This window comes from Sphingomicrobium sediminis, assembly GCF_023805295.1.
Classification (GTDB): domain Bacteria; phylum Pseudomonadota; class Alphaproteobacteria; order Sphingomonadales; family Sphingomonadaceae; genus Sphingomicrobium; species Sphingomicrobium sediminis.
The window spans coordinates 514629-540311 of the sequence record NZ_JAMSHT010000001.1; the positions used below are offsets into that span (position 1 = coordinate 514629).

Annotated in this window: 25 protein-coding genes and 3 tRNA genes; 20 read left to right on the forward strand and 8 right to left on the reverse strand. The window is 63.4% G+C overall.

The features are described 5' to 3' along the window. Positions 1 to 122 precede the first annotated feature (122 nt). On the forward strand, positions 123 to 344 hold the full coding sequence (locus tag NDO55_RS02470; RefSeq protein ID WP_252112106.1) for a hypothetical protein: 222 nt from the start codon (positions 123 to 125) through the stop codon (positions 342 to 344). On the opposite strand, the gene ilvC is transcribed toward NDO55_RS02470, so the two are convergent. Together ilvC and miaA are read right to left on the reverse strand one after the other, a co-directional pair. Further along, positions 278 to 1270 (reverse strand): ketol-acid reductoisomerase, encoded by a 993-nt coding sequence (gene ilvC, locus NDO55_RS02475; protein WP_252112108.1) that lies wholly within the window; start codon positions 1268 to 1270, stop codon positions 278 to 280. The two genes, NDO55_RS02470 and ilvC, sit on opposite strands and share 67 nt — an antisense overlap. A 10-nt stretch (positions 1271 to 1280) precedes the next feature. Then, on the reverse strand, positions 1281 to 2213 hold the full coding sequence (miaA, locus tag NDO55_RS02480; protein ID WP_252112110.1) for a tRNA (adenosine(37)-N6)-dimethylallyltransferase MiaA: 933 nt from the start codon (positions 2211 to 2213) through the stop codon (positions 1281 to 1283). Between miaA and serB the strand changes: the two genes are divergently transcribed. Then, the gene (serB, locus tag NDO55_RS02485) at positions 2206 to 3024 is read left to right on the forward strand and encodes a phosphoserine phosphatase SerB (protein ID WP_252112112.1); all 819 of its coding nucleotides are present in this window, start codon (positions 2206 to 2208) and stop codon (positions 3022 to 3024) included. The two genes, miaA and serB, sit on opposite strands and share 8 nt — an antisense overlap. On the opposite strand, the gene NDO55_RS02490 is transcribed toward serB, so the two are convergent. Further along, a complete protein-coding gene (locus NDO55_RS02490; RefSeq protein WP_252112114.1) occupies positions 3021 to 4022 on the reverse strand; it encodes an SPOR domain-containing protein in 1002 nt (333 codons plus the stop codon). The two genes, serB and NDO55_RS02490, sit on opposite strands and share 4 nt — an antisense overlap. 184 nt (positions 4023 to 4206) lie before the next feature. Between NDO55_RS02490 and NDO55_RS02495 the strand changes: the two genes are divergently transcribed. From NDO55_RS02495 to NDO55_RS02505, 3 genes are read left to right on the forward strand one after another with little or no spacing between them, the layout of a single operon-like run. Next, complete coding sequence (locus NDO55_RS02495; protein ID WP_252112116.1) at positions 4207 to 4938, forward strand: ParA family protein; 732 nt, start codon at positions 4207 to 4209, stop codon at positions 4936 to 4938. A 15-nt stretch (positions 4939 to 4953) separates the two neighbouring features. Beyond that, positions 4954 to 6222, forward strand: a complete 1269-nt coding sequence (locus NDO55_RS02500) for a hypothetical protein (RefSeq protein ID WP_252115617.1) — start codon at positions 4954 to 4956, stop codon at positions 6220 to 6222. A gap of 30 nt (positions 6223 to 6252) precedes the next feature. After that, positions 6253 to 7695: a tetratricopeptide repeat protein gene (locus tag NDO55_RS02505; protein WP_252112118.1), complete on the forward strand. Its 1443-nt coding sequence runs from the start codon at positions 6253 to 6255 to the stop codon at positions 7693 to 7695. 22 nt (positions 7696 to 7717) lie between these two features. Here the strand turns inward: NDO55_RS02505 and NDO55_RS02510 are convergent, their stop codons facing one another. Genes NDO55_RS02510 through NDO55_RS02520 form a run of 3 tightly spaced genes read right to left on the reverse strand, consistent with a single transcriptional unit; the run spans position 7718 to position 10281 of the window. Then, positions 7718 to 8614 (reverse strand): aspartate carbamoyltransferase catalytic subunit, encoded by an 897-nt coding sequence (locus tag NDO55_RS02510; protein ID WP_252112120.1) that lies wholly within the window; start codon positions 8612 to 8614, stop codon positions 7718 to 7720. A 12-nt stretch (positions 8615 to 8626) separates the two neighbouring features. Next, positions 8627 to 9043, reverse strand: coding sequence for a Holliday junction resolvase RuvX (ruvX, locus tag NDO55_RS02515; protein ID WP_279639123.1), 417 nt, complete (start codon positions 9041 to 9043; stop codon positions 8627 to 8629). Between the two features lie 50 nt (positions 9044 to 9093). After that, entirely contained in the window at positions 9094 to 10281 is a 1188-nt protein-coding gene (locus tag NDO55_RS02520; RefSeq protein ID WP_252112122.1) for a DUF3089 domain-containing protein, read from the reverse strand. A gap of 80 nt (positions 10282 to 10361) precedes the next feature. On the opposite strand from NDO55_RS02520, the gene gatC reads away from it, so the two are divergent. From gatC to NDO55_RS02540, 4 genes are read left to right on the forward strand one after another with little or no spacing between them, the layout of a single operon-like run. Next, entirely contained in the window at positions 10362 to 10649 is a 288-nt protein-coding gene (gatC, locus tag NDO55_RS02525; protein ID WP_252112124.1) for an Asp-tRNA(Asn)/Glu-tRNA(Gln) amidotransferase subunit GatC, read from the forward strand. Next, positions 10650 to 12125, forward strand: coding sequence for an Asp-tRNA(Asn)/Glu-tRNA(Gln) amidotransferase subunit GatA (gatA, locus tag NDO55_RS02530; RefSeq protein ID WP_252112126.1), 1476 nt, complete (start codon positions 10650 to 10652; stop codon positions 12123 to 12125). Further along, complete coding sequence (gene gatB / locus NDO55_RS02535; RefSeq protein ID WP_252112128.1) at positions 12122 to 13588, forward strand: Asp-tRNA(Asn)/Glu-tRNA(Gln) amidotransferase subunit GatB; 1467 nt, start codon at positions 12122 to 12124, stop codon at positions 13586 to 13588. Before gatA ends, gatB begins: the two co-directional genes overlap by 4 nt. Positions 13589 to 13600: 12 nt before the next feature. Further along, positions 13601 to 15274 (forward strand): alkaline phosphatase family protein, encoded by a 1674-nt coding sequence (locus tag NDO55_RS02540; RefSeq protein WP_252112130.1) that lies wholly within the window; start codon positions 13601 to 13603, stop codon positions 15272 to 15274. On the opposite strand, the gene NDO55_RS02545 is transcribed toward NDO55_RS02540, so the two are convergent. After that, on the reverse strand, positions 15271 to 15414 hold the full coding sequence (locus NDO55_RS02545) for a hypothetical protein (RefSeq protein WP_252112132.1): 144 nt from the start codon (positions 15412 to 15414) through the stop codon (positions 15271 to 15273). The two genes, NDO55_RS02540 and NDO55_RS02545, sit on opposite strands and share 4 nt — an antisense overlap. Positions 15415 to 15533: 119 nt before the next feature. On the opposite strand from NDO55_RS02545, the gene NDO55_RS02550 reads away from it, so the two are divergent. From NDO55_RS02550 to NDO55_RS02595, 10 genes are all read left to right on the forward strand, one after another. After that, positions 15534 to 15618 (forward strand) — tRNA-Leu (locus NDO55_RS02550). Between the two features lie 68 nt (positions 15619 to 15686). Then, entirely contained in the window at positions 15687 to 17249 is a 1563-nt protein-coding gene (tig, locus tag NDO55_RS02555) for a trigger factor (RefSeq protein ID WP_252112133.1), read from the forward strand. A 12-nt stretch (positions 17250 to 17261) separates the two neighbouring features. After that, on the forward strand, positions 17262 to 18209 hold the full coding sequence (locus NDO55_RS02560) for a glycosyltransferase (protein ID WP_252112134.1): 948 nt from the start codon (positions 17262 to 17264) through the stop codon (positions 18207 to 18209). Between the two features lie 77 nt (positions 18210 to 18286). Further along, positions 18287 to 18946 carry an ATP-dependent Clp protease proteolytic subunit gene (locus NDO55_RS02565; protein ID WP_252112135.1) on the forward strand — a complete coding sequence of 220 codons (660 nt, stop codon included), beginning with the start codon at positions 18287 to 18289 and terminating at the stop codon, positions 18944 to 18946. 117 nt (positions 18947 to 19063) lie between these two features. Next, entirely contained in the window at positions 19064 to 19447 is a 384-nt protein-coding gene (locus tag NDO55_RS02570; RefSeq protein ID WP_252115503.1) for a J domain-containing protein, read from the forward strand. A gap of 217 nt (positions 19448 to 19664) precedes the next feature. Next, positions 19665 to 20951 (forward strand): ATP-dependent Clp protease ATP-binding subunit ClpX, encoded by a 1287-nt coding sequence (gene clpX / locus NDO55_RS02575; RefSeq protein ID WP_252112136.1) that lies wholly within the window; start codon positions 19665 to 19667, stop codon positions 20949 to 20951. Positions 20952 to 20961: 10 nt separating this feature from the next. Then, positions 20962 to 21504 carry a CPBP family intramembrane glutamic endopeptidase gene (locus tag NDO55_RS02580; RefSeq protein ID WP_252112137.1) on the forward strand — a complete coding sequence of 181 codons (543 nt, stop codon included), beginning with the start codon at positions 20962 to 20964 and terminating at the stop codon, positions 21502 to 21504. A 49-nt stretch (positions 21505 to 21553) separates the two neighbouring features. Beyond that, complete coding sequence (lon, locus tag NDO55_RS02585; RefSeq protein ID WP_252112138.1) at positions 21554 to 23953, forward strand: endopeptidase La; 2400 nt, start codon at positions 21554 to 21556, stop codon at positions 23951 to 23953. A 153-nt stretch (positions 23954 to 24106) separates the two neighbouring features. Then, positions 24107 to 24382: an HU family DNA-binding protein gene (locus tag NDO55_RS02590; RefSeq protein ID WP_252112139.1), complete on the forward strand. Its 276-nt coding sequence runs from the start codon at positions 24107 to 24109 to the stop codon at positions 24380 to 24382. A gap of 79 nt (positions 24383 to 24461) precedes the next feature. Then, positions 24462 to 24536 (forward strand) — tRNA-Val (locus tag NDO55_RS02595). Between the two features lie 78 nt (positions 24537 to 24614). Here the strand turns inward: NDO55_RS02595 and NDO55_RS02600 are convergent. Next, positions 24615 to 25316 (reverse strand): Crp/Fnr family transcriptional regulator, encoded by a 702-nt coding sequence (locus tag NDO55_RS02600; protein WP_252112140.1) that lies wholly within the window; start codon positions 25314 to 25316, stop codon positions 24615 to 24617. 270 nt (positions 25317 to 25586) lie between these two features. Between NDO55_RS02600 and NDO55_RS02605 the strand changes: the two genes are divergently transcribed. After that, positions 25587 to 25663: transfer RNA gene (locus NDO55_RS02605), tRNA-His, on the forward strand. Positions 25664 to 25683: the final 20 nt, after the last annotated feature.

Sequence of the window (25683 nt, forward strand, 5' to 3'; positions counted from 1 at the left end):
GGACCAAAAAGGCGCCGCTCGCGGGGACGACCTGCGGGCGGCGTCTTGCTGTCTTCTGTCCCGATTTGGAGCATTAGGGAGCTTATGCTACCTAAATTGCGCCGAAAACTGGGGACAGGTCGATGGCGAAAAGTAACAGGGTCTATTTCGCACAACGTGCAGCCGAGGAATTGGAGCGAGCCAAGAGCGCGGCCTCGCCCGATATTGCCGAGGTGCACCGCACCTTGTCGCGGCGCTATCTGGAGCGCGCGTCTATCGGCGACCGGCCGGGTCAGGATCAGTCGGAAGAGGGCTTGTTCGGCGACAATCGCGCCAGCTTTGCCAAGGTGACCTCTGACGCGTGATCGCCCGCTTCGGCACGCATTTTCTTGAGTAGGGGATATCCTTCGGCCGCCTCTTCGGCGAGCTGGGCGGCGAACTCGCCTTGCTGCACGCTCTTCAGGATTTCGCGCATGCGCTTGCGTACCGGAAAATCCACGATGGCGGGCCCGCCGAGCACGGCGCCAAGTTCGGCCGTATTGCTGATCGCCTCGCGCATACCCGCAATGCCCCGCGCCTCGATGAGGTCGGCGAGCAGCTTCAATTCGGTGATGCATTCGAAATAGGCAACTTCTTCGGAATAGCCTGCCTCGACCAATGTCTCGTACCCGGCCAGCAATAGGGCCGGGACGCCGCCCCAAACCACGGCCTGCTCGTTGAACAGGTCGGCGACGCATTCCTCCTCGAACGAGGAGGCGATGAGACCGGCGCGCGCGCATCCGATCGCCTTGCCGTAGGCGAGGGCGATTTGCTTGGCCTTGCCGGATTTGTCGGTCGACACTGCCCACAGAGCGGGCATGCCTTTGCCCTCGGTATAAAGCTGGCGAAGGGCTGTGCCGGGCCCCTTTGGTGCGACCAGGATGACATCGAGATCCTCGCGCGGATCGATATAGCCGAAATGCTCGGCGAGGCCGTGACTGAAGCCCAGCGCGCTGCCATGTTCGAGCGCGGGTTCGATCACGCCGTAAATGCCCGTCATCTGCTCGTCGGGCACCAGCATCATCGTCAGCGCGGCACCCTTGGGCGCATCCTCGATATTGACCGGGGTGAGACCGTCGGCGCGGACCTTGTCGAACGTGTCGCTGCCTTCGCGAAGGCCGATGACCAGGTCGATGCCGCTATCGGCAAGGTTGAGCGCCTGCGCCCGGCCTTGGTTGCCATAGCCAATGATGGCCACACGCTTGCCTGCCAGTGGCGCGGGATCGATGGCGTCGTCGCGAATGATGTCCATGGGCGATGTCCTACGCGCTGGGGGTGAGCTGGGCTAGGGCCTCGGCCAGCGCGGCTTCATCGTCGAGCGGCTGCTCGAAGCGCGGCCAATGCGCGGGCGGCTGGTTGCGGAACCAGGTATACTGGCGCTTCATATATTGGCGCGTCGACAATTGGCCTGCGGCGATAGCCTCATCGAGCGACGTGTCACCTGATAGGTAAGCGGCAAGCTCGGGTACGCCGATGGCGCGCATGACGGGCAGGGCAGGGTCGAGCTTGCGATCAAGGAGGGTCTGCACTTCATCAAGCGCGCCTTCATCGACCATCTTAACGAAGCGACGGTCGCATCGCTCGGCGAGCCAATCGCGCGGCGGCGTCAAAATGATGACGTGCAACTCCACCTGATCCCCGATCCCGCCTTCCTTGCGCGCCTGCCAATAGGAAAGTGGTTTGCCGGTCGAGCGCACTACTTCGAGCGCGCGGGCGATGCGGGTCGTATCGCCGGCATTCAGGCGTTCGGCGGCGGCAGAGTCTTCATTACGAAGCGCGGCGTAGTTGGTGGCGGTGTCGGTGGCCCGGATCGCTTCGCGGATATCGCTTTCGATGTCCGGTACCGGCGCGATGCCGTCGAGCAGGGTGCGCAGGTACAATCCCGTCCCGCCAACGAGGATGGGCGTCAGGCCGTCTTCGCGTGCCTCGGCGATCGCTTCCTTTGCCAAAGTCGCCCAGTCTGCCGCACTGCATGGCTCTGCACCGTCGCGGACGCCATAGAGGCGATGCGGCGCGCGGGCCTTTTCGTCCGCGTCGGGACTGGCTGCGACAATCGACAGGTCGCGATAGATTTGCGCGCTGTCTGCATTGATGACCATCCCACCAACCTTCTCGGCAAGGCGCAGCGCCAGTTCGGACTTGCCGCTGGCGGTCGGACCCGCAATGAGGGCGAGAGGAGGTTTTGCCTTGACCATTTCGACGCTGATAGCAGCCGGGAGGCTGGAGGCCAGCCGTGTCGCGCGAATTGCGGCGGGGACCGAGTGGCGCTGGCTTGATGAGGGCGATGCCGCCGAAGTGGATCAGGCGCTTGGCGCCTTCGATGAAATCGACGTGATCCAGCGCCCCGACGATTTCGCGCCGCGCCTCTTCCTTGCCGACATGGACAGCACCATGATCGGGCAGGAATGTATCGACGAACTGGCCGCCGAGGCGGGGGTGGGTGACCGCGTCGCCGACATCACCGAGCGAGCAATGCGCGGCGAGCTGGACTTCAAAGGGGCGTTACGGGAACGGCTGGCCTTGCTTGAGGGGCTGGATTCCGGCGTTATCGACCATCTGCTGGCGACGCGGATCGTCCCGAACCCCGGCGCGCGGACGCTGGTGCAAACCTTGAAAGCCAAGGGCGTGCGATGCGTCTTGGTCTCAGGCGGCTTCACAGCCTTTGCCGATGTGATCGGTGAGCGGCTCGGTTTCGACCGTGTCGTGTCCAACAGGCTCGGCATTTCCGACGGGAAGCTCACGGGTAAAGTCGAGGGCCAGATCGTCGATGGCAATGTGAAGTTGGCGGTGCTCGAAGTAGAACGCGCGAAGGTGGGCGAGGGGGGCGTCATCGCAATCGGTGACGGGGCCAACGACCTGCCCATGCTGGAAGCAGCCAATCTGGGCGTGGCCTATCGTGCCAAGCCGCGTGTTGCCGCTGCTGCCGATGCACGCATCGACTATGGCGATTTGACGGCCTTGCTTTGGGGGCTCGGCATCCCCTGCGCCGCGTGGGTAACCGACTAAGGCGCGACCGCGAAACAGGCCTGTCCGCGCGACGCCATGACGTCGCAGGCCCGCTTGGCTTCCACTGCGCTGGCGAAGGGCCCTACCCGCAGGCGCGTCACATTTCCGCTCTTCTGGTAAATCGGCTGTTTTCCGGCGAAAACGGGCAGGCCCGAAAGCTGGCGATAGAGGCTCTGTGCCCCGCCTTCACGCGAGAACGCTCCAAGCTGCACGGTCCATCCGCTGGCCGGATTGGCTGCGGGGGCAGGTGCGGGAGAGGTCGGTGCTGCAGGGCGGGCCGGCGGCCGGGTGGCATTGGGTTCGGCAGTCTGGACGGTCGGGCGACGGGCTGGCGTGGTCGCGGGCGATTGCGCCGGCGGGACCGGATCGACCGACGCCATCTGCACGTCTTCGTCGCCCAGCAGGTCGGACAGCTTGGCATCGCCCGTGGCGAGGCGCTGCGCCAGGCGGACACCGGCGGTGCGCTGCTCGAGCGGAAGCACCTCGTCCATTTGCGCGAGCGTGGTCGAGGCCGGGGCAAGGCCCTGTGCCGCAGCGCGGCTCACCAGCGCATAGCCGGTCACATAATCGCGCTCGAGCTGATCACCATTGAACAAGGCGGTGCCGTAGACGAGCATGGCACGCGGTTCGCCGCGATCGGCCGCCCCGCGCAGCCAGCGCAGGCCGCCGACGCGATTGCCATCGCTGTAGAGAATGAGGCCGAGATTGGTGCGGGCGCCGAGATGACCCTGGCGCGCCGCCTGCTCGAACAGGGTGCGCGCCCGCGCCGTATCCGGCTGGGCGACACCGCGCCCCAGGCGATAGGCCTGGCCGAGATGGAATTGCGCCTGCGGATTGCCGGCCTCAGCCAGCGGCGTCCAGATTTCGACCGCGCGATTCTCGTTTCCGCCGCGCCAGGCAGCCACGCCCTCGGCCACCGTGGGGGCCGGCTGCGCATTTTGTGCAATGGCCGGGCTGGCCAGCGCGATCAGGGCTGCAGTCATGATGGAACGGCGCATGATACTCGATTTCCTAATCATTTTGCTGCCGCAGCGCGCGACACCCGGGCAAATCCCTAGGGCAACAAAGCCGTTTCGCGCAAATTCTTCAACAGGACGTAGAAAGCGTTAACCAGATTTTAGTGCCCTTGAGGCCAATTGGTCACGATTACGAATATCGTCCAATTCCGGCGAGGGGAAAATAATGCGCGTTTTGGCTATGGCATCTCAGAAGGGTGGATCGGGCAAGACCACCATTTCGGGCCATCTTGCGGTTCAGGCTCAGCGAGCCGGCCACGGTCCGGTCTGTCTCATCGACATCGATCCGCAGGGGTCGCTGGCCGACTGGTGGAACGAACGCGAGGATGAAATGCCCGCCTTCGCCCAGACCACGGTTGCGCGTCTTGCAAGCGATCTGGAAGTCCTGCGCCAGCAGGGCTTCAAGCTGGCTGTCATCGATACGCCGCCGGCGATCACCATGGCGATCCAGTCGGTCATCGCGGTGGCCGAGCTCGTCGTCATTCCGACGCGTCCCAGCCCGCACGATCTGCGCGCCGTCGGCGCCACGGTCGACCTGTGCGACCGCGCCGGCAAGCCTGCCTTGTTCGTCGTGAACGCCGCGACCCCCAAGGCCAAGATCACCTACGAAGCGGCAGTCGCGCTGTCGCAGCACGGCACCGTTGCCCCGGTTACCGTTCACCATCGCACCGATTTTGCCGCCTCGATGATCGACGGCCGCACGGTGATGGAGATCGATCCCGAAGGCCGCAGCGCCCAGGAAATCACCGAATTGTGGAACTATGTCGCCGACCGGCTGGAAAAGAATTTCCGCCGCACCGTGTTCGCCGCCCCCGGCGTTGGCGGTGGCGCCCAGGCGGGTGGCCAGCCGGCCAATCCGCGTCCTGTCGGCGGCTTCGGTCGCCGGGTTGTCGGCTAAGGGGAGCGTAGTTCCATGAATGCACCTAAGGCATTCGCATCTCTCTCCTCGGGGCTGCTTGCACGCAAGGGTTCGGCTCGTCCGGCCATGCGTCGCCAGGGCGCCGGCAAGGTCGGCCCCGGCGGTCTCGACGACCTCGGTTGGAACGACATGGGCTTCGACCCGCCGGCACCTGCCGGAGAGGAAAGCGAAAACAATATCGAATCGATCAACCGCACGGTCGCGACGGGCCTGACGCCCTCGCAGCCGGTGGTCCACGACCAGCAGGCGCAGATCGCCCGCGAATTCGGTGACGAAACCGACGAAGGCGATGTCTATGACGGCGCCGACCTCGAGGACGACACTGCGGAATTGTGGGATCCCGAAGCCGATGAAGCGCCCAACAGCTTCAACGAGCATCGCTCGGAAAGCCGCAAGGCCGATGCGTTCGGTGGCGGCACCCCGGTCGACAGCGAGGAAGCAGGCGAAGCCGAACCGCAGGAGGTCATCACTCCCGCGCTCGACACGCCGCCCGTTTCGCAGAGCATTTTCTCGGCCAAGGGCGAGAAGGCTGCGAATATCTTCGGCGAAGCCAGCGATGCCGCTGCCGACGAGATCGAAGCAGTCGACGCCGCAGACGAGGGCGATGAGCCCAAGCTGATGCGCACGGTCGCCGACCTCATGCCGCTCACCGACGCCCAGAAGGCCGAAGGTAGTGCATGGGGCGACGAGGAAGCCGAAGACGAACAGGATGTCGTCGAGGCCCGTGACGTTGCCGAAGGTCTTTCCGGCGCTGCCGAAGAAGACGAATATGGCGAAGAGGAAGAAGCCACCGCGCACGAAGAAGCAGACGAGGATTTCGACCCCACTGCCAACAACCGTTTCGCGGCGTTCATCCGCAAGCCCGCTTTCCCGGCGGAAGAGCCGAGCGCGTGGGGCGATGCGGAAGACACCGACGAAGAAGAACTTGTCCTGGGCGAGGACATGCAGGTGGTCGACGAGGCCCCGATGGAAACGCCCGTGACCGAAGAAGCGGAAGACGAACGGGAGATCGTCGCCGCAACGCCGGTCGAGCATCGCGAAGTTTCGCGCCGCGAAGTGGCCGAAGCGAAAGCCGGTGCCAAGGACAAGGCAGCCTTCACGCTGCGTCTCGATAGGGAGCGCCATCTCAAACTGCGCCTCGCCTGTGCCCTCACCGGCCAGTCGGCACAGAAGATGGTGACCGAGGCGCTCGACCGGATGCTGGCTGAAATGGAAGAGCTCGATGGGCTCGTCAAACAGGCCGGAGTCGAAGGCAAAGAATAGTCATTGGACGAACCAGGGAAGGGGTAAGTCATGAACAAGGGACAGATGAAAACGGCGATCGCAGCGATGGCCATTGCCGGTGCGCTCAGCGCTTGCAGCACGAGCGATGCCCAATATGCGGGCTTCGGTGGAAAGGTCGATAACCAGAATATCGGTCTGGCCATGCGCGCCCAGTCGGCGCTCGTCGAGAACAACACCGCCGAAGCGGTGAGCCTCGCCGAGCGTGCCGTCGAAGCGAGCCCGCTCGATGCCGGTTTCCGCACGCTGCTGGGCAATGCCTATTTCGCCGATGGCCGTTTCGCCTCGGCCGAGGCCGCCTATCGCGACTCGCTCATGATCCTGCCGTCGCAGCCCGACGTCGCCCTCAAGCTCGCGCTGGTCCAGATTGGCCAGGGCAAGCAGGCGCAGGCCCTGACGGGTCTCGAACGCGCTCGCGGTTACGTCAACGCCGCCGACCTTGGCCTTGCCGTCGCGCTTGCCGGTCGTCCGGAAGTTGCCGTCGACATGCTCGAACAGGCCGCGCGCAGCCCGGCTGCCGATGCCCGTACCCGCCAGAACCTCGCCCTTGCGCATGCGCTGACGGGTGACTGGACGCAGGCCCGTGCCATCGCGGCGCAGGACGTGCCGGCCGACCAGCTCGAGGCTCGCCTCCAGGGCTGGATGGGCATGGCGCAGGCCAACCATCCGTCGGTCCGTGTCGCCCAGATTGTCGGCGTGACGCCGGCGATGAGCGACCCGGGTCAGCCGATCAAGCTGGCGCTCAACAAGGATATGGAACAGCCGCGTTATGCACAGCTGGCTCCCCAGACTGCGCCAGCCGCGCCAGTCGCTGCCCCCGTGGCCGCTCCGGTTGCGACCGCCGCTGCCGAGCCGACCTATGCACCGACGATGGAGGGTGTCTCCGACACTCCTATCGCGCTGCAGCCGGCACCGGTCGCCTTCACCCGTGTGAGCGACATTCCGGTCCGCGATGTCGATCTGGTCGAACTGCCCGCCGAATCGGTCGCGGCTGCCGACACGACCGAAGCCGCGCCGGCCTTCGAAGCCGACCCGATCGCGCCGGTGGCCATTGCCGCTGCTGCGGTTGCCGAGGTCAAGGCTCCGACGCCCAAGCCCGGTCTCAGCACCGATGCGACGCGCCTGACCGAATCGGTCCGCTCGATCCGCGAAAAGGAAAAGGTCGCCGCCAATGCCAGCCGCTCGGTCGTGCAGCTCGGCGCCTATTTCAAGCGCGAGCATCTCGCCAATGGCTGGAACCTCGCGACCAAGGGCTATGCCCCGCTCGCCAGCTACCAGCCGATGGCCGCGCGCTTCGAGCATGACGGCAAGGTCTACTACCGTCTCGCCGCGCATGGCTTTGCCAGCGACGAGGCGGCCCGCGATTTCTGCATGGACGTCAAGCGCGCCGGTGGCGAATGCTGGGTCCGTTCGATGGCCGGCGACGCACCGTTCGCCCAGGCCAAGCGCGACTAGGCCTACCAGTCAGTCAGTAGCTTTACGCGTTTCGGCGGTTCTCGGTCACCAGATCGAGGACCGCCATTCGCGTTGCGACCCCCATTTCGACCTGCAGCGTGATCAGCGAATGCTCGCTGTCGGCGAGCTCGCCATCGATTTCCACGCCGCGATTCATGGGGCCGGGATGCATGACGACCGCGCCACTGGCGGCGGTCCCGAAACGCTCGGCCGTGAGGCCATAGCGGCTCAGATATTCGCCCGGCTTGTCGCCAAGGTCGGCTTCGAGACGTTCGCGCTGGATCCGCAGCATCATGACGACGTCGGCACCTCTCACCGCTTCGTCGATCCCGTCGCAATCATGGCCTTCCGGCATCAACGCTGCGGGACCGGCAAGGCGGACCTCGGCGCCAAGGCGATCGAGTAATTGGCGGGTGGAGTTGGCAACGCGGCTGTGGCGGATGTCACCGCAGATCGCGACCTTGAGGCCTTCCACGCGGCCAAAATGATGGCGGATGGTGGCAACGTCGAGCAGCCCTTGTGTGGGGTGCTGGCCGGTGCCGTCGCCCGCATTCACGACATCGGCGTCCATCAGCTCGGCGACCTGTTCGGGCGCACCCGGTTCGCTATGCCTCATGACGAAGATGTCGGGCCGCATGGCGTCGATGGTGAGCGCTGTGTCGGCAAGGCTTTCGCCCTTGGTCACCGAACTCATGCCGACGGGTAGTGTCGTGACCATCGCACCCAGGCGCTGGGCCGCGAGGTCGAAGCTCAGCATGGTGCGGGTCGAGGGCTCGAAAAAGGCCATGACGACATTGCGTCCGTCGAGCAAATCGTGGCGCTTATGGCCTTCGCGATTGGCTTCGAGCCAATGTTCGGCCTGGCCGAGGATTCGGTCGAGCTGTTCGTCGCTCAGATTGTCGGCGCTGATGAGGTCCATGGAGGTCAGCCTTTAATCCGCGTCGGCGATATTGACCAGCGCGTCGATGGCGCCCTGCAGGATGTGCGCGGCGGCCATGGCATCGACCTTTTCGGCGCGCTTGGCGCGGCTCACGTCGGCATCGATCATCGCTTTCTCCACCGCCATGGTCGACCAGCGCTCGTCCCAAAGGAGAACGGGCAGTCCCAATGGCGCCAGATTGCGGGCGAAGGCACGGGTCGACTGGGTGCGCGGGCTGTCGCTGCCGTCCATGTTGAGCGGCAGGCCGACCACGATGCCCTTGATCCCGCCCGATTCGACCATGGTCGTCAGTTTGGCGAGGTCATGGGTAAACTTGCCGCGCTTCATCGTCTCGACAGGGCCGGCAAAGCTCCAGGCCGCATCGCAGCTGGCAACGCCGATCGTCTTGGTTCCGACGTCGAGCCCCATGAGGCGGCCATTGGAGCAGCCGGCGAGGAATTCGCGCGTGTCGCTGGTGACTATTGCGGCCACGCGTCGAACCTTGCCGCGACATCCTCCCGGATCGCCCCCCAGAAGAGGGCATAATCGTAGACGTGATAATTGTTGCCCGGCAGCACGTAGGGCCCAAGCTCGGGGATCTCGCCATTGAGAAGGAGCAGCCCGCGCTCGCAGCGCGCGCCGACCGAACCCGGTAGCAGGACGGCGCTTTCGAGATCATCCTCGGGAATGAGCAGCCCGGGATTTTCGATCGGCATGGCCTCGCGATCCTCGCCGCCGGTCAGCGGGTTGGTGCACACCAGCCGTTCGCGGTCGCGCTCGATGCCTTCATACCCCTCGGCCGTGAGCCATTCGCGCAGCACGAGGCCGGCATTGGGCGGATCGCCAAAGGTCAGCCAGCTCATCAGGCATGCGGCCTCGTTGCGGGTCGAACAGGCGGGCAGGCCGGTCGCCGGCAAATCGGCCTCCATGTCGATCGGCCAACCGACGACATAGGCAGCAAGGAGACGGCCCGCGAGCTGCTCGCGATAATCAGCGAGGAGGTGCAGCGCATGAAGGCCGCCCTGGCTATGACCGGCGACGATGATCGGGCCGACCGGATTCTGTTCGAGGAAGATGTCGAATGCGGCCTGGAGGTCTTCATAGGCGACGCCCAGCGCGGCCTGCGCATCGGGCTCTTGGCTCAGGAAGGCACCAAAGGCGGCCTGTCGATATTTGGGCGTCCAGACCCGACCCAGCTCGGCAAACACGCTGGCCTGGCTCTTCACGAACAATTCGGTCCGCGTGCGCTCGAAGCCCTCAAGGTCCATTTCCGCATTCCAGCGGTCGGTCTTGAGATAGGTGGTGGGGTGGATGAAGAAGACTGCGACGGGACGGTTGCGCGTCATCTCGGGCGCCGCAGGCGTCGAGGCAGGGGCCGCGACCTCGTCGGTTGCCTCGCCGCTTTCGGCGATCATCGGCGTGTCCTGCATGACCGGCGCGGGCTCGGGCTCCCAATCGGCGAGATTCGGGCTGCGGTCGGGCCGGGTCCACCAGCTGTCGATATCCGCATAAAGCGGCGCCTCTTCGGGCGGCGGGGCGGTGAACTCGACCTTGGGCATGGCCTGCTCGGCCAACACCCGGTCACCGTAGAGATAGAAGATGAAGGCGCCGCCCACGATCAGAAGCGTGATACCGGCGATGATGTAGAGGAAAATACGCGCTGCCATGAGGTGAGCGCCTACTCCCAAGAGCGCTGCGCTGCAACATCGCTTGAAGGACAGGGGCAGGGCCGCTAGAGCGCTCTTCCATGTCTGTCACCATCGATCAGGTGCGCCACATCGCCAATTTGGCGCGCATCCAACTTTCCGACGAAGACGCCGAACGGCTGCTTCCCGAACTCAACAACATCCTCGACTGGGTCGAGCAGCTGGGCGAAGTCGATACGGACGGCGTCGAGCCGCTCGCGACCGTCGTCGACCAGCAGATGCGCCTTCGCGAGGACAAGGTCACGGATGGCGATATCCGCGACAAGGTCCTGTCCAACGCGCCTGAGCCGCAGCACGGCTTTTTCGGCGTCCCGAAGGTGATCGAGTAGATGAGCGATCTCACGAACCTCACCCTCGCCGAATTGCGCGACGGGTTTCGCAAGGGCGATTTCTCCGCGGTCGAAGTGGCGGAAAGCTTCAACGAAGCGGTAGCCGGCGCCGATGCGCTCAACGCCTATGTCGAGAAGACGCCCGAACTGGCGATCGAAGCGGCCAAGGCTGCGGACGAGGCGCGCAGCTCGGTCAGTTTGAAGCCGCTGTCGGGCATCCCGCTCGGCATGAAGGATCTGTTCGCGACCGAAGGCGTGCTGACCAGCGCGGGCTCGAAGATGCTCGGCAACTTCAAGCCGCCTTACGAGAGCACGGTGTCGGCCAATCTCAAGGCCGCGGGCGCGGGCATGCTGGGCAAGCTCAACATGGACGAATTCGCGATGGGCTCGTCCAACGAGACCTGTGCGCATGGCAACGTCATCTCGCCGTGGCGCCGCGAAGGCTCCAATGCCGGCATCACGCCAGGCGGTTCGTCGGGCGGTAGCGCGGCAGCCGTGTCGGCGCGCATCGCGCCGGGCGCGACGGGCACCGATACGGGCGGCTCGATCCGCCAGCCTGCGGCCTTCACCGGCATTACCGGCATCAAGCCGACCTATGGCCGCTGCTCGCGTTGGGGCATCGTCGCCTTTGCCAGCTCGCTCGACCAGGCGGGGCCGATGGCGCGGACGGTGCGCGACTGCGCGATCATGCTGGAGAATATGGCGGGGTTCGATCCCAAGGATTCGACGTCGATCGACGCGCCGGTGCCGCAGTGGGAAGCCGGATTGTCGAGCGATCTCAAGGGCAAGCGCGTCGGCGTTCCCAAGGAATATCGCATCGATGGCACCCCTGCCGAGATTGATGCGCTGTGGGACCAGGGCGTCGAATGGCTGCGCGATGCGGGCGCAGAGCCGGTCGAGATCAGCCTTCAGCACACCAAATATGCGCTGCCGACCTATTACATCCTCGCACCGGCCGAAGCCTCGTCCAACCTCGCGCGCTATGATGGCGTCCGTTACGGGCTGCGCGAGACGGTCGAGGGCGGCGGCCTGCACGACATGTACAAGGCGACGCGCTCGGAAGGCTTTGGCGACGAGGTGAAGCGGCGCATCATGATCGGCACCTATGTGCTGAGCGCGGGCTTTTACGATGCCTATTTCACCAAGGCGCAGCGCGTCCGTGCGCTGATCAAGCAGGATTTTCGCAAGGCCTTCGAGCGGTGCGACATGATCCTGACCCCGACCGCGCCGAGTGCCGCGTTCGGGCTTGGCGAAAAGACCGATCCGCTGGCCATGTATCTCAATGACGTATTCGCGGTTCCGGCCTCGCTCGCTGGGCTCCCCGCGATGAGTGTGCCGGGTGGGCTGGACAAGGACGGGCTCCCGCTCGGCCTGCACCTCATCGGCAATGAAATGGACGAACAGACGGTGCTCAACGCCGGCCTCGCCATCGAGGAACGCGCGCCGAGCATCCAGCTCCCGGAGAAGTGGTGGTGAGCGAATATCGTATCAAAGGCCAGCAGGGCGAATATGAGGTCGTGATCGGCCTTGAGGTCCATGCGCAGGTCACCAGCAACGCCAAGCTGTTCAGCGGCGCGGCGACGGCATTTGGCGCGGAGCCGAACACGCAGGTCAGCCTCGTCGACGCGGCCATGCCCGGCATGCTGCCCGTGCCCAACAAGGAGTGTATCCGCCAGGCGGTGCGCACCGGCATGGCGATCGACGCGCAGATCAACAAATGGTCGCGCTTCGACCGCAAGAATTATTTCTATGCGGATTTGCCGCAGGGCTACCAGATTTCGCAGCTCTACCACCCGCTGGTGGGCGAGGGCGAAGTCGAGGTGTCGCCCGACGAGAAGAATCCCGACAAGACCAAGACGATCGGCGTCGAGCGCATCCATGTCGAGCAGGATGCCGGCAAGCTGATGCACGACCAGCATCCGACCATGTCCTATGTCGATCTCAATCGCTGTGGCGTGGCGCTGATGGAGATTGTGTCGAAGCCCGACATGCGCTCGCCCGCCGAGGCTGGCGCCTACCTGCGCAAGCTGCGCTCGATCCTGCGCTATGTCGGCTCGTGTGATGGCAATATGGAAGAAGGCTCGATGCGCGCCGACGTCAACGTCAGCGTGCGCAAGCCGGGCGAGGAACTGGGCACGCGCACCGAGACCAAGAACGTCAATTCGGTCCGCTTCGTCCAGCAGGTCATCGAGCATGAGGCCAAGCGCCAGGTGAAGGCGATCGAGAGCGGGGAGGGGGTTAGCCAAGAAACCCGCCTGTTCGACGTCGCCAAGGGTGTGACGCGGCCGCTGCGGTCGAAGGAAGATGCGCATGATTATCGCTACTTCCCCGATCCCGATTTGCTGCCGCTCGAGCTGGATGACGCGTTCCTTGCGGAATGCCGCGAGAGCCTGCCCGAGCTGCCCGATGCCAAGCTGAAGCGCTACGAGGATCTGGGCATCACGCCCTACAATGCCGCGGTGCTGACGGCCGAGGTCGAAACCGCCAAATGGTTCGACCGCCTGCTCGATGCGGGTGCCGAGGCAAAGGCTGCGTCCAACTGGGCGAACAGCGTCCTGCCGGGCATCCTCAACGCCAAGGACATCGACTTTTCGGACGCGCGCAACACGCCCGAAGCGTCGGCGGAAATCCTCGCCATGGTCGACAAGGGCGAGATTTCGAAGGGCCAGGCCAAGGAAGTCATGGAGCTTTACCTCGACGAAGGCGGCACGCCTGCCGAAGTGGTCGAGAAGCATGGCATGAAGCAGACGTCGGATACCGGCGCGATCGAGGCCGAGATCGACAAGGTCCTCGAAGCCAATGCCGACAAGGTCGAGCAGTATAAGGGCGGCAAGGAACAGCTGTTCGGCTTCTTCGTCGGCCAGACGATGAAGGCGATGCGCGGCCAGGCCAACCCGCAGGTGGTGAACCAGATCCTGCGCGCCAAGCTCGACGGCTAGATGGAGATGAAGATGCGTTTCGGTACCCCGCTACTGGCTGCAACCATGATGGCGGGGCTGTCGGCCTGCGCGTCGACCTCGACCATGCCCGCCGGCGACCTGCCGCCGCCCGGCGAAGCGCCGGCGAACGTGGCAGCAGCCGAGGCGCCCGATCTCCTGGTCGTCATTTCGGTCGACCAGCTGTCGAGCGACCTGCTCGAGGAATATCTGCCTTTGATGAGCGGTGGCCTCAAACGCCTGGCGAGCCAGGGCACACTCTTCATCAACGGCTACCAGGCCCATTCGCTGACCGAGACGTGTCCGGGGCATGCGACCATCCTGACGGGTGCGCATCCTTCGCGCAGCGGGATCGTGGCCAATCGCTGGAACGATATCGACCTGCCGCCCGACGAGCGGGTGATCTATTGTGCCGAGGATCCGTCGCGTCGCGGCGAGCAAGGTGACCGCATGATCATCAGCGCCGCACCGCTCAAGGTGCCGACGCTCGGCACCTACATGAAGGTCGCCGATCCGTCGTCGCGCAATGTCGTGATTTCGGGCAAGGATCGCGCCGCGATCATGCTCGGCGGCCACGATGTCGACCAGCGTTGGTGGTGGGGCGCCGATGGCTGGATGACCGATGTCGACGCGCCTGCTCCGACCGTGGTTTCTTCCGCGACGATCGCCACCCGCAATCTTGTCGATGCAGGCTCCGACGGTCTGGTCATGCCCGATTATTGCGCCGCCAAGCCCGAGGTGGTTGCCGAGGGGCAGTGGCCGGTCGGCGAACACAATCTGAGCTGGGAAGGGGGTGACAATAGCAGCTTCCGTCGCTCGCCCGCTTACGACGGTGCGGTCCTCGCCCTCGGCGCAGCCCTGCTTGACGACATGCAACTCGGCCAGGGCGGCGGCACCGACCTTCTTTCGCTTGGCCTCAGTGCGACCGATTATGTCGGCCATGCCTATGGCCCCGACGGCGGTGAGATGTGCCTCCAGATGTTCGGCCTCGACCGCAATCTCGAAGGATTCCTCGACCTGCTGGACGGCCGCGGCGTCGACTATGCCGTGATGCTGACCAGCGACCATGGCGGCCCGCCGCTGCCCGAGCGTCTGGCGCTCGAGGGCATCGAAACCAGCCGCATGGCCCCCGACCTCAATGCGTCCATCCAGGGTGGCGTGAAGGCCCGGTTCGAGGGACTGCCCGAAGACTGGATTGCGGGCGGCGCGCCGTATGACGTCTATCTTTCGCCGCAAATCGACGATGCGTTGCGGGCCCAAGCGCTGGCTGCGCTGCAGGCCGCATACAATGCGCACCCGCAGGTGGAAGCCGCGCATACGGCAGCGGAGATTGCCGCGGTGCCGATGCCGTCGGGCGATCCGTCCGAATGGACGCTGCTGCAGCGCCTGCGCGCGACCCACGATCCCGAGCGGTCGGGCGACCTCAGCATCATACTCAACGAGTGGCTGACCCCGATCGAGGATCCGGGCCCGACCTTCATCTCGCATCATAGCAGCCCGTGGTCGTACGACCGCCGCGTGCCGATCATTTTCTACCGTCCGGGGCAGGAGGCGCTGCTGCGCACCGATCCGGCGCGCACGGTCGATATCCTGCCGACACTGGCGCGGCATCTCGATGTCTCGCTCGGCGGGGCGGAAATTGACGGGGTGTGCCTGGACGGCGTCCACGGCGTGCGTTGCGCCGACTAGACGGGATCGCGCTGGGGCGGTCTTGGCGGCTGTCCCGGCACCTCCGGCGGGCGATCGGGCTGGTGCGCCGGACGGCGTTTCGGGGCCGGGTCGGGGGTCGGATCGACGGGGCGATCGGGGCGTGGGGGCTTGCTTGCCATGCCTCCCGAACGGCCATGATCGGGCACAAGTTGCCGCCCTCAAGTGATTTTTAGACGCAAACGGCTTGCCCCCGTCTGTGAGATTGGTATAGCGCGGCCCACCTTCGGGCGCTTCCCAAGCGGGCGTGGCGGAACTGGTAGACGCGCCAGATTTAGGTTCTGGTATCGCAAGATGTGGGGGTTCGAGTCCCTTCGCCCGCACCATCCGCCATGGCCGATGATGGGAAAACCGCCTGGTTTTGCATGCGAAATTTTCGAAAGCCGAGTAAGAGATGAAAACCGTCGAGACGGAAAATGAAGGCCTCAAACGGGCGTATGAACTGACCATCGAAGCCAAGGAAATCGAGGCCAAGGTCGAAGACGAGATCAAGCGCGTTGCGCCGCAGGTGAAGATGCCGGGCTTCCGTCCGGGCAAGGTTCCGCCGAACCTCATCCGCAAGATGCATGGCGAAGCGCTGGAAGGCCAGGCCATCCAGGCCGCGGTCCAGGGCAGCGTCGACCAGCTCATCGCCGACAAGAAGCTCAAGCCGGCGACCCAGCCGGAAGTGAAGCTCGCCGACGGGTACGAGCACGGCAAGGATGCCGAGGTCATGGTGAAGCTCGAAGTGCTTCCCGACATGCCCGAGCCGCAGATCGATGACATCAAGCTCGAACGCCTGATGGTCGAGGTCGACAAGAAGGCCGTCGATGCGCGTCTCAAGGAACTCGCCAAGAGCCAGAAGAGCTGGAAGGACGGCGCCAAGACCAAGAAGGCTGCCAAGGGTGACCTCGTGGTCATGGACTTTGTCGGCAAGGTCGACGGTGAAGCCTTCGAAGGCGGCACCGCCAGCGACATGGAAATCGAAATCGGTTCGGGTCGCCTGATCCCGGGCTTCGAGGATCAACTCGTCGGCGCCAAGGCCGGGGACGATGTCGAGGTGAAGGTGACCTTCCCCGAGGACTATCCGGCCGAGAACCTTAAGGGCAAGGAAGCCGTCTTCGACGTCAAGGTGAACAAGGTCCGTGTCGAGACCGATACCAAGCTTGACGACGATTTCGCCAAGACGCTGGGTCTCAAGGACCTCGACCAGCTCAAGACGCTGCTCAAGGACCAGGCCGAGCAGGAACTGAACGGCCTTACCCGAACGCACATGAAGCGTCGTCTGCTCGACCATCTGGCCGCGCATCACGATTTCGACGTACCGCCGAGCATGGTCGATGCCGAATATAACAATATCATGCAGCAGCTTCGCCACGAAGCCAGCCATGAGAGCGACCCGGAAAAGGCGCTGAAGGAAATCGAAGCCGACGCTGACGACTATAAGGCGATTGCCGAACGTCGCGTCCGTCTTGGCCTGCTCCTGTCGGAAATCGGCCAGCAGAACGGCGTCGAAATCTCGCAGCCCGAGATGAACCGCCTGATCGCGCAGGCTGCCCAGCAGTATCCGCCGGAGCAGCAGACGCAGTTCCTGCAGTATGTCCAGGAAAACCCGATGGCCGCCGCGCAGCTTCGCGCGCCGCTCTATGAAGAGAAGGTTGTCGACTATCTCTTCGATCGCGCCGACATCACCGACCGCAAGGTGACGCGCGAGGAACTCGAGGAAGATCTCGAACGCGACGAGGATCTCGAGGAAGAGAAGAAGAAGGCCAAGGCCAAGCCGAAGAAGAAGGCTGCCGCCAAGAAGCCGGCCGCCAAGAAGGCGCCTGCCAAGAAGGCTGCGGACAAGAAGCCCGCTGCCAAGAAGGCCCCGGCGAAAAAAGCTGCCGCAAAGAAGGAGCCTGTTAAGAAGGCGCCTGCTAAGAAGGCTGCAACCAAGAAGCCGGCCGCCAAGAAAAAGGCCCCGGCCAAGAAGTAAGGACGAGCGCACATGGCAGGGGGGCATGAACCGCGGGTAGCGATATTGCTGCCCTGCTATAACGAGGAAGCCGCGATCGGCGCGACGATCGACGGCTTCCGCGCTGTCCTGCCAAACGCGACGGTCTACGTCTTCGACAACAACTCAAAAGACCGCACGGTCGAGATTGCACGTGAGCGCGGTGCGGTCGTGCGTTCGGTCGTCCAGCAGGGCAAGGGCAATGTCGTGCGGCGCATGTTCGCCGACATCGAGGCCGACGTCTATCTGATGGCCGACGGCGATCTCACCTACGATCCCGATGCCGCGCCCGAAATGGTGCGCATGCTGTGGGACGACCAGCTCGACATGGTGGTGGGCACGCGTCACCACGAAGACACCGAAGCCTATCGCGGCGGTCATGTCCTCGGGAACAAGGCATTCACCGGCCTGCTGGCCTGGCTGTTCGGCAAGAGCTTCACCGATATCTTCTCGGGTTACCGGGCTTTCTCGCGACGTTATGCGAAGAGTTTCCCGGCCTCGTCCGAGGGGTTCGAGACCGAAACCGAGATGAGTGTCCACGCGCTCGAACTGCGTATGCCGACGGGCGAGGTCGAAACCAAATATCTGGCGCGTCCTGAAGGCTCCGAGAGCAAGCTCAACACCTTCCGCGATGGTTGGCGTATCCTCAAGATGATCGGCACGCTGTTCCGCGTCGAACAGCCGCGCGCTTTTTACGGGACCATCGCCGCCGCGATCCAGATCGCCGCGATCCTGCTGGCCATCCCGCTATTTATCACCTTTTTCCAGACGGGGCAGGTGCCGCGCTTTCCGACCGCCATCCTGGTCACTGGCATGACGGTCATGGCCGCGCTTATCTTCTTCGCAGGCCTCATCATTTCCACGGTGACGCGCGGTCGCCGCGAAATGCGCCGGCTTGCCTATCTGGCGATCCAGCCGCCCAACACGCCGCGCGCGGACTGATTTTCGCGCCGAAACGGGCTTGATCTTCCGCTGAGAAGGCCAATGTTGGGTCCAAGCATTCACACAAAGGATCCTCAATGAGCCTCGATCACGAAGATATCGCCTCCGCCCTCGTTCCCGTCGTCGTCGAACAGTCGAATCGGGGCGAACGCAGCTTCGACATCTATTCGCGCCTGCTGCGCGAGCGCATCATCTTCGTCACCGGTCCGGTCGAGGATAATATGGCCTCGCTGATCACGGCGCAGTTGCTCTTCCTCGAGGCGGATAACCCGAAGAAGGACATCTTCATGTACATCAATTCGCCGGGCGGCGTGGTGACGGCGGGTCTCGCGATCCACGATACCATGCAGTATATCCGCCCCAAGGTGAGCACGGTGTGCGTGGGCCAGGCCGCCTCGATGGGCTCGTTCCTGCTGGCCGCCGGTGAACCCGGCATGCGTGTCGCGCTGCCCAATGCTCGCATCATGGTCCACCAGCCTTCGGGCGGTGCCCGCGGTATGGCTGCCGACATCGAAATCCAGGCCAAGGAAATCCTGCGCATCCGCTCGCGCCTCAACGCACTCTACGCCAAATATACCGGCCAGAAGCTCGACAAGATCGAGAAGGCCATGGACCGCGACAGCTTCCTCGAAGCCGACGAGGCGAAGGCATTCGGCCTCATCGACAAGGTCTTCGACAAGCGTCCCGAAAAGGGCGAGGATGAAGGCACGCATCAGGGCGACGTCACGCCGAGCTAAGTCGCAGCGCCGCGCGAAAATTTAACTCCGACCTATATTTTGTCCCTTGCGCCTTTGTGCGCGAGGGGCAATCCATGTTAACCATGGGTTTGACGAAAGCATGAGTCGGTGAGCGCGATGATCAGAAGTCATTATGCGTTGCTGGGCGTAGAAGAAGGGGCGGATGCCGACGCGATCCGCCACGCCTATCGCCAACGCATGCGCTCCAACCATCCCGACGTCACCCGCAATATCGGCGACATGGCCTATCAGTTGAACGAAGCCTATGCGGTGCTGTCGGACCCCGCCAAGCGCGCCGTCTACGACAAGGAATTGGAACGGCTTCGCCAGCGTCGCTCGATCCGGCAGGTGCGCCCTCGCGAAGCGGGCGAACCGCGGCACGAGGGCGTCGTCAATACGGCGACCCGCTTCTATCGGCGGCCGCCCTCGATCGTCTGGATCCTGCTTTTGGCACTGACCCTCAACCTCGTCATTATCTACGGGATCATGATGAACGGGTGAGGGCGTAATCGCCTAAGATACGGTACCAAAACGGGAAAAATCGGCGTCACTGGCCCATCTGCCGTCTTGCAGCGGCGGGGGCTTATCTCCATATCCGAATTAAAGGAGCTTCGGGAAAACCGGGGCGTTAATCATTTTCAGCGCTTGTATGTGGTAGTTTTAGCCCTATCGTGGCCCCAAGAACGGCCGAAAAAAGCGCAAGATACGAAGGACGAACATGACCAAGTTGACCGGCGGCAGCAGCAGCGACAGCAAATCGACGCTCTACTGCTCATTCTGCGGCAAGTCGCAGCATGAGGTACGCAAGCTCATTGCGGGCCCGACCGTCTTCATCTGCGACGAATGTGTCGAGCTGTGCAACGACATCATCCGCGAGGAAACCAAGTCGAGCCTGGTCAAGACGCGCGATGGCGTGCCGACGCCCGCGGAAATCAACGAAGTCCTCGACGATTATGTGATCGGTCAGGCCAAGGCCAAGCGCGTCCTCTCGGTCGCGGTGCACAACCATTACAAGCGGCTTAATCATGGCGGCAAAGCCAGCGGCGAGGTCGAGCTGGCCAAGTCGAACATCCTGCTCGTCGGTCCTACGGGCTGCGGCAAGACGCTGCTCGCCCAGACGCTGGCGCGCATCCTCGACGTGCCCTTTACGATGGCCGATGCGACGACGCTCACCGAAGCGGGTTATGTCGGCGAGGATGTCGAGAATATCATTCTCAAGCTGCTGCAGGCCTCGGACTATAATGTCGAAAAGGCGCAGCGCGGCATCGTCTATATCGACGAAATCGACAAGATCAGCCGTAAGTCGGACAATCCCTCCATCACCCGTGACGTGTCGGGCGAGGGCGTCCAGCAGGCGCTGCTCAAGCTGATGGAAGGCACGACGGCCAGCGTCCCGCCGCAGGGTGGTCGCAAGCATCCGCAGCAGGAATTCTTGCAGGTCGATACGACCAACATCCTATTCATCTGTGGCGGCGCTTTTGCAGGCCTCGAAAAGGTCATTGGCGACCGCATGGAAGGCAAGTCGATCGGCTTTGGTGCTCATGTTGCGGCGCCCGAAGAAAAGCGCGTCGGCGAAACGCTCAAGCATACCGAGCCCGAAGATCTCATGAAGTTCGGCCTCATTCCCGAATTCATCGGTCGTATGCCGGTGATCGCGACGCTCGAGGATCTAGACGAGGAAGCACTGGTCAAGATCCTGCGCGAGCCGAAGAACGCGCTGGTCAAGCAATATGCCAAGCTGTTCGAGATGGAGAATGTGGAGCTCGTCTTCACCGACGATGCGCTGCTTGCGGTCGCCAAAAAGGCGATCGAGCGCAAGACCGGTGCCCGTGGCCTCCGCTCGATCCTCGAAGGCATCCTGCTCGACACCATGTTCGACCTGCCCTCGATGGAAGGCGTCGACGAAGTGCATGTCGATGCCGAAGTGGTCGAGGGCCGCAAGGAGCCGGTCCGCGTCTATGCCAAGAAGGGCAAGGGCAAGGCTGCCAGCGACACTGCGGCCTAACGCCTGATCCATGGACAAGCCGACACCGCCCGCATCGCCGTTCGCGCGCGCCAACCTGCCGCCGTTCGTGCCGCCATTCCTGGCAGTGCCGAGCCGGCCGCTGGTCGCCATCATCGGCGGTTATGCGCTGGCGATCGTCGGGTCGCTGCTGCTGTCGGCCATCGTCCAGCTGCTCGTGCCGCAGGGCGATCCGCCCGACTTTACCAACCTTGCCGAGATGGGACCGGGCATGACGATGTTCATGCTCGTCATCTTTGCGCCGGTGGTCGAGACACTCATCATGGGCGTCATCCTGCTCGTGCTGCAGCTCTTCCTGCGCCCCGGCTATGCGGTGCTGGCGAGCGCCATCATCTGGGGCGTCTTCCACAGCCTGCAGGCGCCGATCTGGGGTCTGGTCATCTGGTGGCCGTTCCTCATTTTCTCGACCCTGTTCGTCGTCTGGCGCGAGCGGTCGATGTGGCTGGCCTTCCTGATGCCGGCCATCGTCCATGCGATGCAGAATACGCTTCCCGCGTTGCTCGTCGCCTTCCCGGACGCACTTCCCACCGGATAGACCTTATCCCCGCTTGTGCGCACCGCACCGGCCACCCATATTGCGAAACATGACCATTCAGACCTTTCCCATGCTGCCCCTGCGCGACATCGTCGTGTTCCCGCAGCGTATCGTTCCCCTGTTCGTCGGCCGCGAAAAGAGCGTGGCCGCGCTTGAAGCCGCAATGGCGGCGGACAAGCAGCTTTTCCTGGTCGCCCAGCTCGACCCCAGCGAGGATGATCCGAGCCCGGACCAGATGTACGACCTTGGCGTGATCGCCACGGCGATGCAGCTCTTGAAGCTGCCCGACGGCACGGTGCGTGTCCTCGTCGAGGGTGCTAAGCGCGCCAAATTGAAGCAGGTGGTCGAGAAAGACGGCTACGTCTCCGCCGAAGTCGAAACGGTCGACGAGATTGCCGAAGACGGTCCCGACATTCAGGCGCTGATGCGCTCGGTGCTCGACCAGTTCGACAATTATGCAAAGTTGAACAAGAAGCTGCCGGCAGAAACCGGCGTTCAGCTTGCCGAGATCGAGGATCCCAATGCGCTCGCCGACGCGGTCGCCTCGGCGCTCTCGGTCAAGGTGTCCGACAAGCAGGCATTGCTCGGCGAACTCGATCCCACCAAGCGCCTCGAGATGGTCTTTGCCTTCATGGAAGGCGAACTGGGCGTGCTCCAGGTCGAGAAGAAGATCCGCAGCCGCGTCAAACGCCAGATGGAAAAGACGCAGCGCGAATATTATCTCAACGAGCAGATGAAGGCGATCCAGAAGGAGCTTGGCGACGACGAGGATGGCGGCGACGAGCTCAAGGAACTCGCCAGCAAGATCCGCAAGACCAAGCTGTCGAAGGAAGCCAAGCAGCGCGCCGAGCAGGAGCTGAAGAAGCTCAAGGCGATGGCGCCCATGTCGGCTGAAGCCACGGTCGCGCGCAATTATCTCGACGTCCTGCTGGCGCTGCCGTGGGGCAAGAAGTCGCGCCTCAAGCGCAACATCGAAGAAGCGCAGGCCGTCCTCGACGAGGACCATTTCGCGCTTGAAAAGGTCAAGGAGCGCATCGTCGAATATCTCGCGGTGCAGGCCCGGACCAACAAGCTGAAGGGCCCGATCCTCTGCCTCGTCGGACCGCCCGGCGTCGGCAAGACCTCGCTGGGTCGCTCGATTGCCAAGGCGACGGGACGCGAATTCGTGCGCCAGTCGCTGGGCGGCGTGCGTGACGAAGCCGAAATCCGCGGCCACCGCCGCACCTATATCGGCTCGCTTCCAGGCAAGATCATCTCCAACCTCAAGAAGGCCGGGACCAACAACCCGCTCTTCCTGCTCGACGAGATCGACAAGCTCGGCCAGGACTTCCGCGGCGATCCCGCCTCGGCGCTCCTGGAAGTGCTCGACCCCGAGCAGAATAGCAAGTTCAACGATCACTATCTCGAGATCGATTATGACCTGTCGGACGTGATGTTCGTCACCACGGCCAACAGCCTCGACATGCCGCAGCCTTTGCTCGACCGCATGGAGATCATTCGTCTGGAGGGTTACACCGAGGACGAGAAGGTCGAGATCGCCAAGCGCCACCTCATTCCCAAGCAGCTCGAGCAGCATGGGGTGAAGGATGGAGAGCTGACCTTCACCGATGACGGTCTTCGGACCATCATTCGCCACTATACCCGCGAGGCCGGCGTCCGTCGTCTCGAGCGCGAGATTGCCAAGGTCGCCCGCAAGGCGCTGCGAAAGATCCTCGAGAAGGAAACCGAAGCGGTCACGTTTGGCGAGGATAATGCGTCCGACTATCTCGGCGTGCGCAAGTATCGCTATGGCGTCGGTGAGGAAGAGGACCAGATCGGTGCCGTTACCGGTCTTGCCTGGACCGAAGTGGGCGGCGAATTGCTGACCATCGAAGCGGTCACCGTGCCCGGCAAGGGCCAGATCAAGACGACCGGCAAGCTTGGCGAAGTGATGCAGGAGTCGATCCAGGCCGCGATGAGCTTCGTGAAAGCACGCTCGCCCAGCTATGGCGTCAAGCCGAGTATCTTTGCGCGCAAGGACATCCACGTTCACTTGCCCGAAGGCGCGGTGCCCAAGGACGGGCCTAGCGCCGGTATCGGCATGGTGACGGCGATGATTTCGACGCTCACTGGCATTCCGGTGCGTCGCGATATCGCCATGACCGGCGAGGTGACGCTGCGCGGCCGCGTGTTGCCCATCGGCGGCTTGAAGGAAAAGCTGCTCGCGGCGCTGCGCGGCGGCATCAAGACCGTCCTCATTCCGCACGAGAATGAAAAGGACCTGGTCGACATTCCGGCGACGATTACCGATGCGCTGGAAGTCATTCCGGTCCGCCATGTCGATGAGGTGCTCGCCAAGGCGCTGACCCAGGAAATGACGGCGATCGAATGGACCGATGCGGACGAATTGTCGACCGAGCCGATCGTCCCGCCGGGCGGGTCGAGCGACGAGGCACCGGTTCGCCATTAACCCATTTCCTGCTCATTTCGGCACAAATCGGGCAAAATATCGGGTTGGCCCCTTTGACTTCCCGCGCCAGACGCGGTGTAAAGGGGCCTTCTGATATCTGGCGCCGCGCGAGTCTCGCATATGCGGCAGGCGCCCTCGAGGGAGGCAAGCTGTATGAACAAGCAGGAGCTCATTGGGGAAATCGCTGACCAGGCTGGTCTCAGCCGAAGCGATGCCAGCCGTGCGGTCGAGACCATGCTCGAAGTGATTACCGATACGCTCAAGCGTGGTGACGAAGTGCGCCTCGTCGGGTTCGGCAATTTCTCGGTGACCGAGCGCAAGGCGTCGACGGGTCGCAACCCGCGTACGGGCGAACCGATGCAGATCAAGGCGAGCATGCAGCCCAAGTTCCGCCCCGGCAAAGTCCTCAAGGACGCAGTGCAGAAATAAGCCGGCGCCGCCTTTTTCGGCCATAAGTTCTGGACAAGTCTGATGCCCGGGCTTAAACGCCCGCGCACCGACCTGGGATGGGCGCGTAGCTCAGTGGTAGAGCACACCCTTCACACGGGTGGGGTCGCAAGTTCAATCCTTGCCGCGCCCACCATCCCGTCAGCTTGAAAAGCCATGAAAAAAGGGGCGCCTCGCAGCGCCCCTTTTTCGTTTGCTTGTAGGTTCCCGAGGCCTACTGGAGATATTCGGAGTGGAAGCTGGCCACGCGTTCCAGCTCGGCCATGTCTTCGAAGAAGACGCGGCGACCTTCGCGGCGGATGAGGCCCTGGCGTTCGAGATCGGCGAAGACGCGGTTCACGTTGACCGAGGTCTGGCCGGTAATGTCGGCGATCTGCTGCTGTGTGAACGGATTCGCCAGGCCATCGGTCACGGGATCACTATTGGCGCGGACTGCGGTTTCGAGCAGCAGGTGCGCAACGCGCGCAGTGCTGTCGCGACGACCGGTCGAGACCAGCCATTCGTAATTGATGCGGGTTTCGCGCTGCACCAGTTCGAAGAAGAAGCCCGCAATCTCGGGATGCGCCTTCATGATCGGTTCGAGGTCGGCTGCGCTGCCGACCATCACGCGGCTCGGCACGATCGCCTGAATGCCGAAGTCGCGCAGGCCCTTGGACGGAAGGATGCCTTCACCCGGGAAACGGAGCCCGACAATCTGGCGCCGTCCGGTGCCGTCGGTCTTATATTTGCAGAGCAGGCCGCTTACCACGAACATGACCTCGTCACGAGGCGTCCCCATCTCGCGGAAGGGGCGCTTGGGTTCGACGTCGACGACGCGATGGTCGATCCCGGCCAGTGCGCGAGCAGGACGAGCGGGAAGGCCCGAGTCGATCAATGTTTGATAGAGATCGATGCTCTGATTCGCCGTGCGTGCCATAATGAAATCCCCGAAATCCTCTCAAAATTTCAGCTAATTGCGGTCGGTACGCAATCATAATGACCGGCATTAGCGACTTGTCACAAATATGAAAAGTCAATTTTGATCTTAGCTTAAGTTAACCAAAAAAGCGAACGCAGTTTGGTCCGGAGGCCCTAGCGTCAATGCCATTCACAGAAAATGCGGCCCAACGTCGGTGGTTGCGCTTGCAATGGTCCGACATGATATCTAAAGGGTCCCGCGCGTCGAATGAGACGCAACTTCCATGCGGCGACCGTAGCTCAGCTGGTTAGAGCACTGGTTTGTGGTACCAGATGTCGCGGGTTCAAGTCCCGTCGGTCGCCCCATTTTCTCACCTTGGCCAAGT